This window comes from Streptomyces sp. NPDC057136 (assembly GCF_042670885.1).
Classification (GTDB): Bacteria; Actinomycetota; Actinomycetes; order Streptomycetales; family Streptomycetaceae; genus Streptomyces.
In genome coordinates, this window is sequence record NZ_JBHUUV010000008.1 from 213,981 (window position 1) to 230,839 (window position 16,859).

Genomic DNA, 16,859 nt, shown 5'->3' on the forward strand with positions numbered 1-16,859 from the left:
ACGGATACGGAAGGGGGTGGACAGCTGTGCGAGCGGTCTCGGGAGTCTGGCGTTGGCGGCACAATCCGCTGCGCCGTGCCACCGATCGTGTCGAGGCGTGGGCGGCGCTGTTCGCCCTGCTCCTGATGCTGCTCGCGGCGCCGGTGATCGGGTGGATCTGCGGTTCGCTCACGGACGACGCCCTCCAGCAGTCGGTACGGGCCCAGCACGCCGAGCGTCATCTCACGAGGGCCGTCGTGGTGCGCCGGGCCGACCGGCCCGGCCAGTTCGCCGGCGATTCGGAAGTGGCGTCGGAGCGTGCCGCGCAGACCCCGGTGGTGGCCCGCTGGCGCACCCCCGACGGCACGATGCGGACGGGGAGGGTGTCGACGGCTTCCCGGGTCACCGGACCCGGTTCCGAGGTGCGGATCTGGACGGACGACCTGGGCAGGCCTGCGCTGCGCCCCATGGACGCACCCACCGCGCACACCCATGCGGCACTGGCCGGATTCGGCGTGTTCCTCCTCTCCGCCGGCCTGATCGAAGCGGCCCGCCGGCTGATCGTGTGGCGGCTGCGACAGCAGCGGTACGCACAGCTGGACCGGGCATGGGCGAGGGCCGGTCCGGACTGGGGCAGGACCGGGAAGGGCAGCTGACGAAACGGTTCCGGGAATCCGTCGGCGGACCCCCGTGGGGCTGATGAGCAGCCGACTCGTCAACTCCCGCCCGTCGCGCGCGCTACGGTGGACCGGCCCGCCCGACTCCTCGGCAGGCGGACCCGGAATCAGCGCTGCCGGAAGTCCGGCCCTCCGGCACGCGCACAGGACGCGGACAGGCACGAGGCAGCGCACACAGCACGAGGTGGGGGCAAAGCAGCGCCATGGCACAGGGCACGGTCCAGGTGACGCACACCGGCACATCGCGATGGCGGCGCCGCACGGGTGAATACGCTTCCCTCACCGCCGCCCTGGAGGCCGCGGCCGACGGCGATGTGCTCACCATCGCCCCCGGCACGTACCGGGAGAATCTTGTGGTCCACCGCGCGGTGACGCTGCGCGGCCCCGAAGGGTCCGTCGGTTCCGTGCGGATCGCGCCGATCGACGGCGTACCCCTCACCGTGCGGGCTTCGGCCGTCATCCAGGATCTCCATGTGGAGGGCCAGGACTCGGCGGCTCCCGGTCTGCTCGTCGAGGAGGGTACGCCGGAGCTCTCGGATCTGCGGATCGTGACCCGCTCGGCCTCCGGGCTAGAAGTACGGGGCGCCGCCAGGCCCTCCGTGCGCCGCTGCTCCGTCGACAATCCGGCCGGCGTCGGCATCGCCGTGCTCGACGGGGCGGGCGGTGTGTTCGAGGAGTGCGAGATCGTCTCCGCCGGGCAGTCCGGCGTTTCCGTCCGCGACGGCGCACACCCGCGGCTGGAACGCTGCCGCGTCCACCACACCTCGGGCGCCGGGCTGAGCGTGACCGGCGAGGGCAGTTCCCTGGAGGCCGTGGGCTGCGAGGTGTACGAGATCAAGGGCAGCGGAGTCCAGATCACGGCCCGCGGCACCGCACATCTCACCGACTGCACCGTGCACCGCACCGCCGCGGACGGCATCACGCTCGACACCGACGCGGTGCTCACACTCGCCGACTGCGATATCCATGACATCCCGGAGAACGCGGTCGATCTGCGGTCCCGTTCGGTCCTCACGCTGACCCGTTCCACCGTGCGCAGGTTCGGCCGCAACGGACTGTCGGTCTGGGACCCGGGCACGCGGGTGGACGCCAACCAGTGCGAGATCCATGACAGTACGGGCGACTACCCGGCGGTCTGGGTCAGCGACGGCGCGACCGTGATACTCGATTCGTGCCGCATCCACGACGTGCCGGACGCCCTCTTCGTCCTCGACCGGGGCTCACGCGCCGATGTCGTGGACAGCGACCTCTCGCAGATCCGTAACACCGCAGTGTCGGTGAGCGACGGGGCCACCGCCCAGCTGGACGACTGCCGCATCCGGGAGGCGTCCACAGGCGCCTGGTTCCGTGACCACGGCAGCGGCGGCACACTGAACAACTGCACCATCGACGCCGCGCAGACCGGTGTCATCGTCACCAAGGGCGCCGACCCCACCATCGAGCGGTGCACGGTCACCTCGCCCGCCGAGGCCGGTTTCTACGTCTCCGCCGAGGGGCGCGGCACCTTCAACAGCTGCCGGGTCACCGGGAGCGACGGCTACGGCTTCCATGTCATGGACGGCTGCCGCACCACGCTCAGCCGCTGCCGTACGGAGCGCTGCGCCCGCGGTGGTTACGAATTCGCGGAGGGCGGCACGTCACAGGCCGACGGACACGGGACCGGTCCCGTGGTGGACGACTGCACGAGCGACGAGAGCGGGGTGCTCGGCGCCGGGACCCCGCCGCCCGCGGTGCTGACGGCGACCCAGTCGACGCCGGGACTGCTCAGCGCGATGCCCGACCAGCGTGTGCACACCACCGAGCCCTCCCCCGCGGTTCCGGCCGATCCGGTACGCGACTCAGGGACCGTCCTCGGTGAACTGGACGCGCTGGTGGGCCTCGACAGTGTCAAGCGCGAGGTGCGGGCCCTGACCGACATGATCGAGGTCGGCAGGCGCCGCAGGGAGGCCGGGCTCAAGGCCGCCTCGGTGCGCCGCCACCTCGTCTTCACCGGCTCCCCCGGTACGGGCAAGACCACAGTGGCACGGCTGTACGGGGAGATCCTGGCCTCCCTCGGGGTGCTGGAGCGCGGCCACCTCGTCGAGGTGTCCCGGGTGGATCTCGTCGGCGAGCACATCGGCTCCACCGCCATCAGGACCCAGGAGGCGTTCGACCGGGCACGCGGCGGGGTCCTGTTCGTCGACGAGGCGTACGCCCTGTCGCCGGAGGACTCCGGCCGGGACTTCGGCCGCGAGGCGATCGACACGCTGGTGAAGCTCATGGAGGACCACCGGGACGCGGTGGTGGTGATCGTCGCCGGGTACACCCACGAGATGGAGCGGTTCCTCACCGTCAACCCCGGTGTGGCGTCCCGTTTCTCACGGACCATCACCTTCAGCGACTATCTTCCCGAGGAACTGCTGCGCATCGTCGAGCAGCAGGCCGACGAGCACGAGTACAGCCTGGCGGACGGCACCGGGGAAGCGCTGCTCAAGTACTTCACCGAGCTCCCCAAGGGCCCCGCCTTCGGCAACGGCCGCACCGCCCGCCAGACCTTCGAGTCGATGGTCGAGAGGCATGCCGGGAGGGTCGCCCAGCTCGCCGAGACAAGCACGGACGACCTCACCCTGCTCTACCCGGAGGACCTGCCCGAGCTGCCCTGAACCTCCCCGTCGGCCTGGCGGGGCAGGATCGCGTCGAGCCGTTCGAGGAGGGCGGCCCGTTCCTCGGCGAAGACCGGGTCGGCCTGGTAGTCGGAGTGGCCCAGGATCGGTTCGGGCAGCGGGTGTTCGGGAGTGCGGCCGTAGACCAGCGGGTCCTTCAGCGGCCCGCGGTCGACCTCGTGCCGCCCGCCCTCCTCGATGCGCACCGGGCCGCCGATCGGGTCGGTGGCGCGCCACAGGTTGCGCCAGCAGTGCACGGAGCGGTGCAGTCCCTCCAGGGCGACGGGGCCGAAGTAGGCCGGGAACCAGCGCCCGTACAGCCGCTCGATCGGCGAGCCGTGGGTGAGCAGCGCGACCCGGCGGCGGGTGGCGTCGGGAAGCTGCCAGACCGCGGATGCCGCCAGGACGCTGCCCTGGGAGTGACCCGAGATGACGAGCCGCCCGCGGGTGCGTCCGGTCCAGGCCGACATCCGGGACGACAGATCGGGGACGGCCCGCTCGGCGTAGCAGGGCGGGGCGAAGGGGTGGGCGGCGCGCGGCCAGAACGTACCGACGTCCCAGAGGATGCCGATGGTGCGCCTGGCGGAGACATCACGGTAGGCGCGCCGGCCCCAGGTGACGAAGAGTATGAAGCCGACGCCGACCATCCAGGAGCCGGTCGACTGCGCGGCTTCGGCGAGCGATTCGACGACGGGGGCGGCTCCGTCCGTGGCCAGTCCCGGCACCTGGCCGGTGGCCCAGGACGCGGCGACCGCTCCCGCGCCGAGCAGCAGGGTGGCGCCGGAGAGTGCGCCGAGGAGCCAGGGGGCTGAGTCGGTGAGCGCGGCGGTGGCCCGGGTCCGGGCGATCCGCCGGGTCCGTTCGGGGTCGGGCCGCTTCTCCCCGTACTCCTCCTCGACAGCGGGTCCCATGCGACGGGCGCTGCGTGCGGTGCGGACGATCAGCGTGAGAACCGGGACGAGCAGGAGCAGGAGGAGGACCGGGATGACGGATGCCTGCCAGCTCAGCAGAACGGGCGGGCCCTCTATGACGGAGCCGCGGCCCATGCCGGGGGTGCCGGAGCCGTCGAGCCAGTCGGCGACGCGCTGGGCGACCCCGCCGGTCATGACGCCGCCGAGTGCGCAGGCGAGCATCGCCACCGCGGGTCCGCCCAGGCCGTAGAGGATGGTGCGGGGTTCGGGGTTACGGGTGTACAGGCTCAGCGCGACGGCGGCGAGAGCGACGACCAGGACGCCCTGGCCTATGGCGAGCACCCGGAAGGTGACCTCCCCCGGCAGTGCACCGTCGGCCACCCAGCCGGGGCGCGACCAGGAGGCGTACACCGCGGTGAGGAAGAGCAGGGCCAGTGCGGCGCCGGGCAGGAAGGTGATGACGGCGCGGTCGAGGCTGTTGTCCAGGCGGCGTTCGCTGCGGCCCCGGCGGCAGACCACGAGGACGACGACGAGACCGCACGCCACGAGAGCCCCTTCCAGCAGGCCGCCCAGGATGCCGGGTACGGGGCTGTCGGTGGCCCGGTCGTGGCGGGCTGCGGCGCCCCCCACGGCGGCGGCGACGGTGAGGAATCCGGCGGCGGTGTGCGCGGCGCGCAGCCGGGCGACGAGCCGGCGTCCGAACCAGAAGCCGGGCCTGCCGAGCGCGGGGCGGACGACGGGCGGGACGACGGCGCCGGTGGAAGCGGCCTCCTCCGCCGCGTCCGCCTCTGCCTGCTCCGGTTCGGCACCCGAGAGCGGGCGCTGGGACTCGTACGCGCTCCAGGTCCGGTTGGACAGGTACCAGAGCAGCCCCACCAGCGCGGTGGGCACGAGGGCGGCCACCACGAGCCGGCGGCCGGGCTGCGACCACCAGCCGCCCTGGGCCGTGGAGAGGAACCCCAGCCAGGAGCGCTGTCCGGAGCACTCCGGTTGACCCGCGCACTGCCAGGCCGCCAGGTCGAGTGCGACCTCGCAGGCCGCTGCTGTGAGGAGCACGGTGAGGCTGAGGGCGACGAGGCGCACCAGCAGCCCGTACAGGCGGATGGCCCGGGTGCGGCCGGGCGCGCTGGGCCGCATCCAGTGGGCGAGGTTGACGACCATGAAGGGGAGCAGGAGCAGCCACAGGGCGCGGGAGCCGTTGCCCGACGTGAGGTTGGACCAGCAGTACGCCTCCGCGACCGGCTCGTCGCGGTGCCGTTCCGGGTCGTGCTCGGCGGCGATGTCCTCGGTACGCCGGTAGATGGCCGCGGTGGCGTCACCGGTGACGCGGGTCGTGCGGGGGTCGCGCAGCATCGCCTGGGGGGTTGCTCCGCCGACACCGTGGACCAGGAGTTCCAGCGCGGCGCCGGTGCTGTTCGGGGGCTGGGTGGCAGGGGGCAATTGGGTGACTCGCTCTCTGGACCGCGCGGCCCGTGGGGCCGACGGAGAAGGGACGGTGCCGCGCGGGGCGGTGCGCGGTCACCAGAATCGCGGACGGGGGCCGCTCACGGCACCGATCTCACCGAATCTCCCCAGTGACACGGCCGAAGGCGGTGCGTGGCAGGATGAGCACGTCCGGCAGGCTGCTGCGGGACCGTACGGCCAGAGGGAAGGACCGGACCCGACGTTGAGCGAGAATCAGAATCTGCTCGCGGAGCAGCGGCGTGCCCTGATCCTCGACGAGGTGCGCAAGCGTGGCGGGGTCCGGGTCAACGAGCTGACCCGCAAGCTGAATGTCTCCGACATGACGATCCGTCGAGATCTGGACGCACTGGCCCGCCAGGGTGTCATCGAGAAAGTGCACGGCGGCGCGGTTCCCCTGGTCGGGACGAGCACGCACGAGCCCGGTTTCGAGGCCAAGTCGGCGCTGGAGCTGACCGCCAAGGAAGACATCGCGCGGGCCGCCGCCGCCATGGCCGTGCCCGGCAGCGCGATCGCGCTGTCCGGCGGAACGACCACGTACGCGCTGGCCCAGCAGCTCCTGGACGTACCGGATCTGACCGTCGTGACGAACTCGGTGCGGGTCGCCGATGTGTTCCACGGCGCGCAGCGCACGGCCGCCAACGGCGGTGCGCGGGCGGGGGCGGCCACGGTCGTGCTGACCGGCGGGGTGCGTACGCCTTCGGATTCCCTCGTCGGTCCTGTCGCCGACCAGGCGATCGCCTCGCTCCACTTCGATGTGCTGTTCCTCGGGGTGCACGGCATCTCGGTCGAGGCCGGGCTGTCGACGCCGAATCTGGCGGAGGCCGAGACGAACCGTCGCTTCGTGCGGGCCGCGCGGCGGGTCGTCGTGGTGGCCGACCACACCAAGTGGGGGACGGTGGGCCTGAGTTCGTTCGCGACGCTCGACGAGGTGGACACCTTCGTCACCGACGCCGGACTGCCGGCCGGTTCGCGAGCGGAGATCGAGGAACATCTTCCGGACCTGGTGGTGGCGGGCGGTTCCGCCGACGCGGCCCTCTGAGGTCTCGCACCTGTCCCGGTTCCGCTCAGCTCGCGGCAGGCCCGGGACGTCCTAGGATCGTTGTGTGGCCGTCTTCCGGATCGAGCGCTTCACTTCCCTCCCCGCCGCCGAGGCATGGCGCCGGGTGACCGACTGGGAGCGGCACGGCGCGCTCGTCCCCTTCACCTCGGTCACCGTCCCCACCGGTCTGCCCACCCGGATCGGTACCGTCTTCGTGGCCCGGACGGGCCTGGGTCCGCTGGCGTTCGACGACCCGATGGAAGTGGTCAGGTGGACACCGCCCGCGGCCGGGCGGGCGGGCCTCTGCCAGTTGGAGAAGCGCGGCTCGGTGCTGCTGGGCCGGGCGGCGATCGATGTCTACCCCACGGATTCCGGTTCCCATGTGGTGTGGGTGGAGGAGCTGCGCGTCCGGTTGCTGCCGCGGTGGGCCGATCCGCTGGTCGCCTCCGCGGGCCGCCGGGCCTTCACACGGGTGCTCGACAGGCTGCTCGAAGGGCCGGTCGGCCGCCGCCGGTAAACGCCGAGCGGTGTGAGCGTCACATGATTGACTCGTTTGTCGGTCCGACGGTTTTCGCCTACGGCTCAGAAGGCACCGATTTCATGCCGATCCACCACCCGCAGCAACCGCAGCAGCTGTCCGACGACGACGGCCGCCGTGCCGCGTCCCGCGCCGGGCGGCTCCTGCGAGACCTGGCCGGCGATCCAGCTGAGCTCGTCGGAACGCGTCGTGGAGGAGCACGCGTTCCTCCTCACCGATCTGGGCGATCCGGCCCCGGCCCACCTCACGTACACACCGCTGCCCGCCGAGGGGGCCGCGCCAGTCAGCCGCGCGAAGCGACAAGCGCGCCCGCGCTGCTGAGTTGGGCGCGTACGGCATGTTCGCTGCGGGCGGTACGGGGCAGCGGCGTCCGCGCCGTCAACAACTGGGAGTTCGCCGAGCAGATCCTGCCCGAGAGCCGGGCTTCGGCAGGCTGGCTGTGCACCAGAGCGGACACCTGGCGGGGGCCCAGCCGGGTGCTGGTGCAGTTCACCCGGCGCACTGGAAGGCGCCGTCGGGCCGGTGGTACGTACTGGCGGCGGGGAGCCGGGCCGTGAGCCGCATCGAGGCGCGCGGTGCGGCGCGCGGCACCGCGTACGGTACGACGCAGGCGGTACGCGGGGCGCGTCGGCCGGCCTGACGGCCCGGCTGCACACGGGCGGGACGCTGAACGCGGTGCGATGAACGGGGCGATCAGCGGGGCGACGAGCGGTGCGCACCACAGCGGACATCTGGCGGTCCGGCCGCTATGGTGTCCGCGGTTCCGTCCGCCGCCCAACTGCACCGGAGGTGCGTTCATGGCACGCCGACTCCGCCCCGTGGGGCTCGACTTCGTCGATTCCGCCCCGCTGCGCCTGGTCTTCGCCTCCCAGGTGTCCGCGCCTCCGGACGTGGTGTACCGGGCGCTCGCCGACGAGGTGGAGTCCTTGCCCGGCTGGTTCACCTCGGTGACGGAGGCCCGGCCCGTCGACGGGGGCGCGGGCCGGGTGGTCCGGCTCAAGGGCGGCATCGTGTTCCGCGAGACGGTCGTCGCGCGGGAGCCCGGCGAGCGGTACGCCTACCGGGTCGACGAGACCAACGCCCCTGGAATGACCGCCCTGTTGGAGGAGTGGCGGCTCACTCCTGCCGGTACGGGGACACGGGTGCAGTGGACGTTCGCCACGGACGGCGGGGCACTGTTCCGGTTCACGGTGCGGCTGGGGCGGGCGGGGGTCGGCCGGGCCTTCCGGGGTGCCGTGCGCAAGCTCGGCCGGCGGCTGGCCGGGACCGCCGGGACCGCCGCCTGAGCCTGCGGGGAACGGCTAGGGCGTGTCCGGCGGATCATGGCCTAGACCGGCCACTTCCCGGTGGCCAGGAAGTGGTCGATGGTCTCGGTGTACGGGGCGATGTCCAGGCCCTGTCCGCTGAGCCAGCTGTCGGAGTAGTACTTGTCGAGGTAGCGGTCGCCCGGGTCGCAGATCAGCGTCACGATGCTGCCTGTGCTGCCCTGTTCCACCATTTCGGCGACCAGCTTGAGGGCGCTCCACAGTCCCGTACCCGTCGAGCCGCCCGCCTTGCGGCCGATGGCGCGTTCCAGTGCGCGTACCGCGGCGATACTGGCCGCGTCCGGCACCTTCATCATCCGGTCGATGGCGCCGGGCACGAAGCTGGGCTCCATCCGGGGCCTTCCGATGCCCTCGATACGGGAGCCGCAGTCGCTGGTGGCCAGCGGGTTGTGGTGGGTCCAGCCGTCGAAGAAACAGGAGTTCTCGGGGTCGGGCACACAGATCCGGGTGTCGTGCTGCATGTAGTGGACGTAGCGGGCGATCGTCGCCGAGGTGCCGCCCGTTCCCGCCGTCGCGACGATCCAGGCGGGCTCCGGGTACCTCTCCAGCCGCAGCTGCTGGTAGATGGATTCCGCGATGTTGTTGTTGCCGCGCCAGTCGGTGGCCCTCTCCGCGTAGGTGAACTGGTCCATGTAGTGGCCGCCGGTCTCGGCGGCGAGCGCCGTGGACTCCTCGTAGATCTTCCGGGAATCGTCGACGAAGTGGCACTGCCCGCCGTGGAATTCGATCAGCCGGCACTTCTCGGGACTGGTGGTGCGCGGCATCACCGCGATGAACGGCACCCCGATCAGCTTCGCGAAGTACGCCTCCGATACGGCCGTCGAGCCGCTGGACGCCTCGATGACCGGCTTGCCCCGGCGAATCCAGCCGTTGCAGAGCCCGTAGAGGAAGAGCGAACGGGCCAGCCGGTGCTTGAGGCTGCCGGTGGGGTGCGTCGACTCGTCCTTGAGGTAGAGGTCGATCCCCCACTGCTCGGGCAGCGGGAAGCGCAGGAGGTGTGTGTCGGCCGAGCGGTTGGCATCGGCCTGGACCTTGCGTACGGCTTCCTTCAGCCAGGCCCGGTACTCCGGGTCGGTCCGGTCGATGTCCACGGTCGCCGCAGCCCCACCGTCACGTCTGTGCCCACTGGTGTCCATCAGCGTTCCTCCTCGTGTCACCGATACTCGCCGACCCCTACGGTATTCCCCCCACCTGCACAAACGATGACTTTGATGGTCCATAGCACTGCCTTGGTGCCGACGGGGCGGACGTCTGGTGCCGAGGCCCCGGTCCGGGCACACTGCACAGGAGAGGTCAGTCGAAAAGGGGGCGATTCACCGTGCGCGAAACGGAGTTCAGCGCGAGTGGGGTCAGGATCGAGCGGTGGGCCCGCTCGCTCACCAGGGCCGGCTGTGTCGTCGTCAAGGACGGCCGGGTGGCCCTCCTGACGAGCAACGGCCGGGAGATCGACAGCGCTCCGGTGGGAGCGGTCAGCGTGGGGAGGGGATGGCTCCCGGCGGCCGACTCGGCGATCGCGCGGCTCAACGGGGTGCGCTACCGGCTGACGATGGGCCAGCGGAGCCGTGCCCGCGACGGGGCCGCTCCGGCACGCCGGCTGCTCGACGTACTGCGCAGCGCCGGGGTTGGCGGCAGCTGACAGTGACGGCCGGCCACCGCGAGTTGCGGAGCGCGACCGCCTGCGTCACGCTGTACCCACGTCACTGATGGTGCACCGGCGGTGACACTGTGATCCAGTCTCCGCCGGAGCGCGACATACAGACCAGAGACAGCAGCCAGCCAACTGCTATCCGTTCCTTCGTCTTCTTCCGGACCTATTTCGGGGAGTCGCAGCCGTGATCAGCGAGCCAAGCAGGCACTGCGCGGTGGAGCTCCAGGCCCTGCCGTCGCGGATCGGTCAGGTCCGCAGAATAATCTCGGCGCAACTGCGCTACTGGCATCTCGATCCTCTGATCGACCAGGCAGCGCTCGGCGTCACCGAACTGCTGACCAACGTCCACCGGCATGCCCAGCCGGACAAATCATGCACCGTCGAGATCGAGCTGCTGCTCGGCCGTCTGACGGTCTCCGTCCACGACCACGACCCACGGCTGCCGACCGTGGGCGACGCCGACTCGGACGCCACCTCGGGCCGCGGACTGGCACTGATCGCCGCGGTCAGCGAGAGCTGGGGCGTGCGGCCGGCCGACGGGGCGGGCAAGGTCGTCTGGTTCACCCTCCCCGCACCGTGCGGCACGTCCACGCTGCCGCCGCTCGCGGTGTACGGGTCGATCACCGACGGCCCGTTCGCCTTCGGGCCCTTGGAGACGTCCGCACAGCTGCCCGCCCGGTCGGCCGTCGTCGGCTGACCGGGCGGGGCGGGCGCACCACGTGCCCGCCTACTCCGTGGCGATGGCGCGCAGTACGTCCAGGCGTGCGGCGCGCCGGGCGGGCCGCCAGCCGGCCAACGCGCCGGCGGCGAGTCCGACCACGCCCACGATCAGCAGCCTGTCCGGTGCCAGGGCGAACGCGAAGGCAGTGTCGCCCGAGCCTTCGGACGCCTCGACGAGGACCCAGCCGAGGAATGCGCCGAGGAGCAGGCCGCCTGCCGTGCCGAACGCGGCGACCAGGATCGATTCCCAGCGGACCATGGCCCGCAGCTGGTTCCTGGTCTGTCCGACGGCCCTCAGCAGGCCGAGTTCCCTGGTGCGTTCGTGAATGGCCAGGGTGAGGGTGTTGGCGATGCCCAGCAGCGCGATCAGTACGGCGAGTGCCAGCAGCGCGTAGATCAGCGTGAGCATCATGTCGATGCCTCCGGCCGAGGACTGCGCGTACTCCTCACGGGTCTGGACCTCCGGGCCGCCGTAGGCCGCCGCGGTCCGCTCCACCGCGGCCTTCCCCTCGTCTGCGGAGACTCCGTCCTTGAAGGACACGGCGATCAGGGAGTCGGAGTCCTGCGCCCGGTGCGGAGCCCAGGCCGCGCGGGTGACGAGGTAGTCGCCCGCGAGCTCCGACTCGGCGTAGACGGCGCGGACGGTGAAGGTCTGCCGGGTGCCGTCGCTGAAGGTGAGCCGGGTGGTGGAGCCGGTGTGCAGGTCGCGCTTCGCGGCCTCCGTGCCCGACAGGGCGATGCCGTCCTTACCGAGCGAGGCCAGTGATCCGTCGACCGCTCCGAGGTCGAGGACTTCGGCGAGAGCGGCCGGGTCGGTGACGGTGAGGGCCCGCCCGGAGCCGTCGACCTCCGCGACGCCCTTGCCGAGACCGACGGCGGTGCCGACCTCGGGCAGTTGGTCCACGGCCGGGGCGAGCTTCGGGCTGAGCCCGCTGCCGCCCGCGCCGAACCCGGGTGTGCTGATCGCCACGTCACCGGCGAACGACCGGTCCACGGTCTCGTCCATGGTCGCCTTCAGTGAGGCGCCGAAGACCGTGAAGAGGGAGACGACGGCGACACCGGTCATCAGTGCCGTGGCGGTCGCCGATGTGCGCTTGGGGCTGCGCAGCGCGTTGCGCTTGGCCAGCGCCCCGGTGACGCCCCGCAGCCGGTCGAGCGGTGCGCCGAGGACGCGTATGGCGTACGAGGAGGCGACCGGGCCGAGCACCACGAAGGAGACGAGTACGAAGAAGGCTCCCACGGCCGACACCCAGACGGACGGGGTGACGAGGACGCCGGTCAGGGTGACGGCGACCGCGGCGGCAAGCAGCGCGCCGCCGATGACGATCCGCTTGCGGGAGGCCGCCGAGTCGTCGACCGCGGTATCCCGCAGGGCGGCGAGCGGTGCGATGCGGCCGGCGCGGACGGCGGGCACCAGGGCGGAGCCGAGGCAGACGAGGATGCCGACGCCCAGGGGCAGGAGCATGGAGAGTCCGCTGATGACCAGCGCGCCTTCGGGGAACGGGAATCCGATGGCGGGGAACAGGGCCTGGAGTCCGGCGGCGATCGCGATGCCGCCGATCAGACCGGCCGCGGAGGCGATGATCCCGACGACGGTGGCCTCGACGAGGGTCGAGCCGACGATCTGGCGGCGGGAGGCGCCAAGTGCGCGCAGCAGTGCGTTCTCGCGGGTGCGCTGGGCGACGACGATCGCGAAGGTGTTGTGGATGGAGAACGTCGCGACGAGCAGCACGATCCCGGAGAACACCAGGAGCAGCGTGGTGAACAGGCTCAGGAAGGCGCCGGAGATCATGTCCTGGTTCTCGCTGGCGGATGTCTGTCCGGTGATGGCCTCCACGCCCTCGGGCAGGACGGGGCGCAGCGCGTCGACGAGTTCCTGCTGGCCGGTGCCGGGGCCGGCCCGTACCTGGATGCTCGCCGCCTCGCCGGGTTTCGGCGTGAGGTACTTCTCGGCGTCGGCCTGCGTCATTCCGGTGTAGGTGACCTGGGCCATGCCGTCCTCGCCGCCGAACGTGGCGAGGCCGACGAGGGTGACACGTACGGGGTCCGGGGTGCGCAGGACGGTCGTGTCGCCGATCTTCAGCCCGCCCCTGTCGGCGGTGCCGCGGTTGACGACGACCTCGCCGGGCGCCGAGGGTGTGCGTCCCTCGGCGAGCCGGTAGGGGTTGAGCTCGGGGTCGTCGATCCAGTTCCCCGCGATGGTGGGCGGTCCCTGGCCGCCGATGGGTTCGCCGTCGGAGCCGATGAGCTGGCCGGCGCCCTCGATGCGGGGAGCCGCGGCGGCGACCCCGGGTGTCCGCTCGATCTGCCGCACCAGTCCGGTGTTCACGGGCCGCCGGGTGCCCTGGGTCTCACCGGAGACGGTGACCACGTCGGCGCTGCGCACGACCGCGTCCGTACCGCTGGCCGCGGTGCCGAACATGCTGTCGAAACCGGCGCGGAGGGTGTCGCCCATGACGAGGGTTCCAGCGAGGAAGGCCACCCCGAGCAGAACGGCGGTGAAGGTCCCGGCGAAGCGTCGTTTGTGGGCGCGGAGCGAGGAGAGGCTGAGGCGCACGGAGGCGCGGGCGCTGCTCATGATGTCACCGCCGATGTGCCGGACGGGGAGTCGAATGCCTTGAGACGGTCGAGTACGCGCTCCGCCGTGGGGTCCTGCATGCGGTCGACGAGCCGTCCGTCCGCGAGGAAGACGACCTCGTCGGCGTGGGCGGCGGCAACCGGGTCGTGGGTGACCATCACGACCGTACGGGAGGTACGGCGGACCGTGCGGCCCAGAAGTCGCAGGACCTCGTCGCCCGCACGGGAGTCGAGGTTGCCGGTCGGCTCGTCGGCGAAGACGACGTCCGGGCTGCCCGCGAACGCCCGGGCCACGGCGACCCGTTGCTGCTGACCGCCGGAGAGTTCGCTCGGCCGGTGGTGCAGCCGGTCGCGCAGTCCGACGGTGTCGATGAGGACGTCGAGCCACTCACGGTCGCCCCGCTCCCCCGCGAGGTCCATCGGCAGCGTGATGTTCTCGGCGACGGTGAGGGTCGGGATGAGGTTGAAGGACTGGAAGACGAAACCGATACGCCGGCGCCGCAGCAGGGTGAGCCTGCGGTCGTCGAGCGTGCTGAGATCGGTGCCGCCGATGAAGGCGGAGCCCGAGGTGAGGGTGTCGAGTCCGGCGGCGCAGTGCATCAGGGTCGACTTGCCGGAGCCGGAGGGCCCCATGATCGCGGTGAAGCGGCCGGCCGGGAAGCCGACGCTCACCCCGTCCAGGGCCCTGACCTCGGTGTCCCCGGAGCCGTAGACCTTCACGGCGTCGACGACCTGGGCGGCTGTGGCGCCCGCGGAGGGCGTGGTCGTGGTGCGGACGGAGGTGGTCATGCCGCACCGCCCTTGGTACGGCCGAACTGCTCGTCCAGGACGGAGAGCCGGCGCCAGTACTCCTCCTCGTCGATCTCCCCTGCCGCGAAGCGTCGGCCGAGGAGCGCGATCGGCGAGGAAACACCGGGACCGCCCTCGGGGGTCCGTGCCTGCCAGGGGGCTCGGCGTCCGCGCCAGACGGTGCGGCGCAGCAGGGTCACGCCGCCGATGACGACGGCCGCCCAGATGAGCGGGAAGAGAAGGATCCAGGGTCCGGGTCCGCCGGAGTGGGCCAGAGTGTTCATCTCGGTCAGCTCCCTCGTCAGAGGTCGTGCCTCGCGTTCTTCTGTCGCTTACGAGACTGTCGCGGGAGGGGGGTCCGGGTCGTCGTACGGCCAGCGGCAGTGCGCGTACCCCCGCGGGAGTACGCAGGGCCGGCAGGACTGCTCCCCCCGGCGGTCGGCCCCGTCAATGGCTTCTGTACCTACTGGTATGTACAGTGATCGCATGAGCACTCCGGACCGTCTGATCGAGGCCACCCAGGAGCTGCTGTGGGAGCGCGGCTACGTGGGGACGAGCCCCAAGGCCATCCAGCAGCAGGCAGGCGCGGGCCAGGGCAGCATGTACCACCACTTCACGGGCAAGCCTGACCTCGCACGCGCGGCCATCACCCGCACGGCCGCCCAACTGCGCGATACGGCCGAGCAGTTGCTCGGCGGTCCCGGCACGGCGCAGGAGCGGCTCTCGGCGTATCTGCTGCGCGAGCGGGAGGTGTTGCGGGGCTGCCCGGTGGGCCGACTGACGATGGACCCGGACGTCATGGCGAGCGACGAACTGCGCGCACCGGTCGACGAAACCCTCGCCTGGCTCCGCGGCCGGCTCGCCGGGATCATCCAGGAGGGCGTGGAGCAGGGCGAGTTCGCGCCGGGGATCGTCCCGGAGGAGATCGCAGCGGCGATCGTCGCGACCGTCCAGGGCGGATATGTGCTCGCGCGCGCCTCGGGCTCCCCCGCCGCGTTCGACGCGGCCGTCGCCGGTCTGCTCGCGCTGCTCACGTCTCGTCACCCCGCCGTCTGAGGAGTACCCGATGCATGCGATGCAGTACGAGATCACGCTTCCCGCCGACTACGACATGGGGATCATCCGCGAGCGGGTGGCCATGAAGGGGCACCTCCTCGACGAGTTCCCCGGACTCGGCCTCAAGGCGTACCTGATACGCGAGCGGGGCGAGAACTCGCCGGTCAACCAGTACGCCCCGCTCTACCTCTGGTCCGCCCCCGAAGGCATGAACGCCTTCCTCCTCGGGCCCGGATTCCAGGGCATCGTCAATGACTTCGGCCGGCCCGCGGTGCAGCACTGGACGGGCCTCTCGTACGCGGAGGGGCGCGCGGCGTCCGCACGGCCCCGGACCGCGGTGCGCCGCCGCGAGTACCTTCCCGAGTCGGTCGACCCCGGGGTGGCGATCGGCGCCGCGGCGGAGGAATCGCTGCGGCAGGCCACGGAGCCGGGGGCGGTCGCCACGGCGCTGGCCGTCGACCCGCGGCGCTGGGAGCTGCTCCACCTCAGCCTCTGGGAGCAGGAGGAGCCGAAGGCAGCGGGTGACCGGTACGAGGTGCTGCATCTGTCCGCCCCGGAGCGCGACCGGCTGGGTCGGGGGAGGCAGTGGTGAGCACGGTCCGGACGGTGCTCGGTGACATCCCCGCCGGGTGGTTGGGCGTCTGTGACGCCCATGACCATCTCTTCATCCGCAGCCCCGGGCTACGGGGGCTGGAGCTGGACGATCCGGCCGAAGCCGAGGAGCGGCTGCGGGCCTTCCACGGACTCGGCGGGCGGGCGGTGGTGCAGTGGACGCCGTACGGGATGGGACGGCGGGCCGGAGATCTGGCCGCGCTGGCCCGCTCGACGGGGGTCCATGTGGTGGCGGCGACCGGTCTGCATCAAGCGGCGCAGTACGCGCCGGAGTTGCTGAGGCGGATCGAGGGCGGCCTGGCCGGGCTGTTCGTCGCGGAGCTGACGGACGGCATCGGGGCGACCGGAGTGCGGGCGGGGCTGATCAAGGTCGCGGGCGCCTTCCACGGTGTGGACGGTCATGCCCGGAGCACGATGACGGCGGCGGCCGAAGCGCACCACCGGACGGGGGCGCCGATCGCGGTGCATCTGGAGCTCGGGACGGGCGCGCTCGACGTACTGGAGCTGCTGTGCGGGGAGCTGGAGGTCGATCCGCGGCGCGTGATCCTCGGCCATCCGGGCCGCTCGCCGGACGTGTTCGTGCAGCGCGAGGCGGCGCGGGCTGGTGCGTTCCTCGCCTTCGACGGGCCGTCGCGTGCCCACCACGCCACCGACTGGCGGCTGCCTGAGCAGTTGTCGGCGCTCGGCGACGCCGGTTTCGGCGGGCAGTTGCTGATCGGCGGCGACACCACCGTGCCGGAGACGCCGGGGATGCCGTATCTGCTGCGGCGGCTGCGTCCCCGGCTGGAGCACGTCCTCGGCAAGGAGTTGCTGGACGCCGTGCTGGTCGGCAATCCGGCGCGCGCGTTCGCGTTCGGCCCTCCGCACCCGTCCTGACAGGTG

Annotated in this window: 15 protein-coding genes and 1 pseudogene; 11 read left to right on the forward strand and 5 right to left on the reverse strand. The window is 71.8% G+C overall.

Translation table 11 applies throughout. The features are described from left to right. The first annotated feature begins 26 nt into the window (after positions 1-26). Complete coding sequence (locus ACFT7S_RS13345) at positions 27-635, forward strand: hypothetical protein (RefSeq protein ID WP_382730685.1); 609 nt, start codon at positions 27-29, stop codon at positions 633-635. 224 nt (positions 636-859) lie between these two features. Further along, the gene (locus ACFT7S_RS13350; protein WP_382730687.1) at positions 860-3,298 is read left to right on the forward strand and encodes a right-handed parallel beta-helix repeat-containing protein; all 2,439 of its coding nucleotides are present in this window, start codon (positions 860-862) and stop codon (positions 3,296-3,298) included. On the opposite strand, the gene ACFT7S_RS13355 is transcribed toward ACFT7S_RS13350, so the two are convergent. Next, entirely contained in the window at positions 3,268-5,649 is a 2,382-nt protein-coding gene (locus tag ACFT7S_RS13355) for a hypothetical protein (protein ID WP_382730690.1), read from the reverse strand. The two genes, ACFT7S_RS13350 and ACFT7S_RS13355, sit on opposite strands and share 31 nt — an antisense overlap. A gap of 226 nt (positions 5,650-5,875) precedes the next feature. Between ACFT7S_RS13355 and ACFT7S_RS13360 the strand changes: the two genes are divergently transcribed. The 4 genes and pseudogenes from ACFT7S_RS13360 (at position 5,876) to ACFT7S_RS13375 (ending at position 8,536) form a co-directional block, all read left to right on the forward strand. Then, positions 5,876-6,712 carry a DeoR/GlpR family DNA-binding transcription regulator gene (locus ACFT7S_RS13360; RefSeq protein ID WP_382730692.1) on the forward strand — a complete coding sequence of 279 codons (837 nt, stop codon included), beginning with the start codon at positions 5,876-5,878 and terminating at the stop codon, positions 6,710-6,712. Between the two features lie 64 nt (positions 6,713-6,776). After that, entirely contained in the window at positions 6,777-7,229 is a 453-nt protein-coding gene (locus ACFT7S_RS13365; protein WP_382730695.1) for an SRPBCC family protein, read from the forward strand. A 129-nt stretch (positions 7,230-7,358) separates the two neighbouring features. Then, positions 7,359-7,934: pseudogene (locus ACFT7S_RS13370) on the forward strand (hypothetical protein); the annotation flags it as partial. Positions 7,935-8,047: 113 nt separating this feature from the next. After that, the gene (locus ACFT7S_RS13375) at positions 8,048-8,536 is read left to right on the forward strand and encodes an SRPBCC family protein (RefSeq protein ID WP_382730698.1); all 489 of its coding nucleotides are present in this window, start codon (positions 8,048-8,050) and stop codon (positions 8,534-8,536) included. A 41-nt stretch (positions 8,537-8,577) separates the two neighbouring features. On the opposite strand, the gene ACFT7S_RS13380 is transcribed toward ACFT7S_RS13375, so the two are convergent. After that, positions 8,578-9,711 (reverse strand): PLP-dependent cysteine synthase family protein, encoded by a 1,134-nt coding sequence (locus tag ACFT7S_RS13380; protein ID WP_382730701.1) that lies wholly within the window; start codon positions 9,709-9,711, stop codon positions 8,578-8,580. Positions 9,712-9,893: 182 nt separating this feature from the next. On the opposite strand from ACFT7S_RS13380, the gene ACFT7S_RS13385 reads away from it, so the two are divergent. Both ACFT7S_RS13385 and ACFT7S_RS13390 read left to right on the forward strand, forming a co-directional pair. Further along, the gene (locus ACFT7S_RS13385; RefSeq protein ID WP_382730704.1) at positions 9,894-10,211 is read left to right on the forward strand and encodes a hypothetical protein; all 318 of its coding nucleotides are present in this window, start codon (positions 9,894-9,896) and stop codon (positions 10,209-10,211) included. Positions 10,212-10,407: 196 nt separating this feature from the next. After that, complete coding sequence (locus ACFT7S_RS13390; RefSeq protein ID WP_382730707.1) at positions 10,408-10,920, forward strand: ATP-binding protein; 513 nt, start codon at positions 10,408-10,410, stop codon at positions 10,918-10,920. A gap of 30 nt (positions 10,921-10,950) precedes the next feature. Here the strand turns inward: ACFT7S_RS13390 and ACFT7S_RS13395 are convergent, their stop codons facing one another. From ACFT7S_RS13395 to ACFT7S_RS13405, 3 genes are read right to left on the reverse strand one after another with little or no spacing between them, the layout of a single operon-like run. Beyond that, positions 10,951-13,521, reverse strand: a complete 2,571-nt coding sequence (locus ACFT7S_RS13395; protein WP_382730710.1) for an ABC transporter permease — start codon at positions 13,519-13,521, stop codon at positions 10,951-10,953. After that, complete coding sequence (locus ACFT7S_RS13400; RefSeq protein ID WP_382730713.1) at positions 13,518-14,309, reverse strand: ABC transporter ATP-binding protein; 792 nt, start codon at positions 14,307-14,309, stop codon at positions 13,518-13,520. Before ACFT7S_RS13400 ends, ACFT7S_RS13395 begins: the two co-directional genes overlap by 4 nt. Continuing rightward, positions 14,306-14,593, reverse strand: a complete 288-nt coding sequence (locus ACFT7S_RS13405) for an SHOCT domain-containing protein (RefSeq protein WP_382730716.1) — start codon at positions 14,591-14,593, stop codon at positions 14,306-14,308. The genes ACFT7S_RS13400 and ACFT7S_RS13405 overlap by 4 nt, the downstream gene beginning before the upstream one ends. 187 nt (positions 14,594-14,780) lie before the next feature. Here ACFT7S_RS13405 and ACFT7S_RS13410 point away from each other — a divergent pair, with 187 nt between their 5' ends. Genes ACFT7S_RS13410 through ACFT7S_RS13420 form a run of 3 tightly spaced genes read left to right on the forward strand, consistent with a single transcriptional unit; the run spans position 14,781 to position 16,853 of the window. Beyond that, a complete protein-coding gene (locus tag ACFT7S_RS13410) occupies positions 14,781-15,365 on the forward strand; it encodes a TetR/AcrR family transcriptional regulator (protein ID WP_382730719.1) in 585 nt (194 codons plus the stop codon). Between the two features lie 10 nt (positions 15,366-15,375). After that, positions 15,376-15,957 (forward strand): DUF4865 family protein, encoded by a 582-nt coding sequence (locus ACFT7S_RS13415; RefSeq protein ID WP_382730721.1) that lies wholly within the window; start codon positions 15,376-15,378, stop codon positions 15,955-15,957. After that, positions 15,951-16,853, forward strand: coding sequence for a phosphotriesterase (locus ACFT7S_RS13420; protein WP_382730724.1), 903 nt, complete (start codon positions 15,951-15,953; stop codon positions 16,851-16,853). Before ACFT7S_RS13415 ends, ACFT7S_RS13420 begins: the two co-directional genes overlap by 7 nt. Positions 16,854-16,859: the final 6 nt, after the last annotated feature.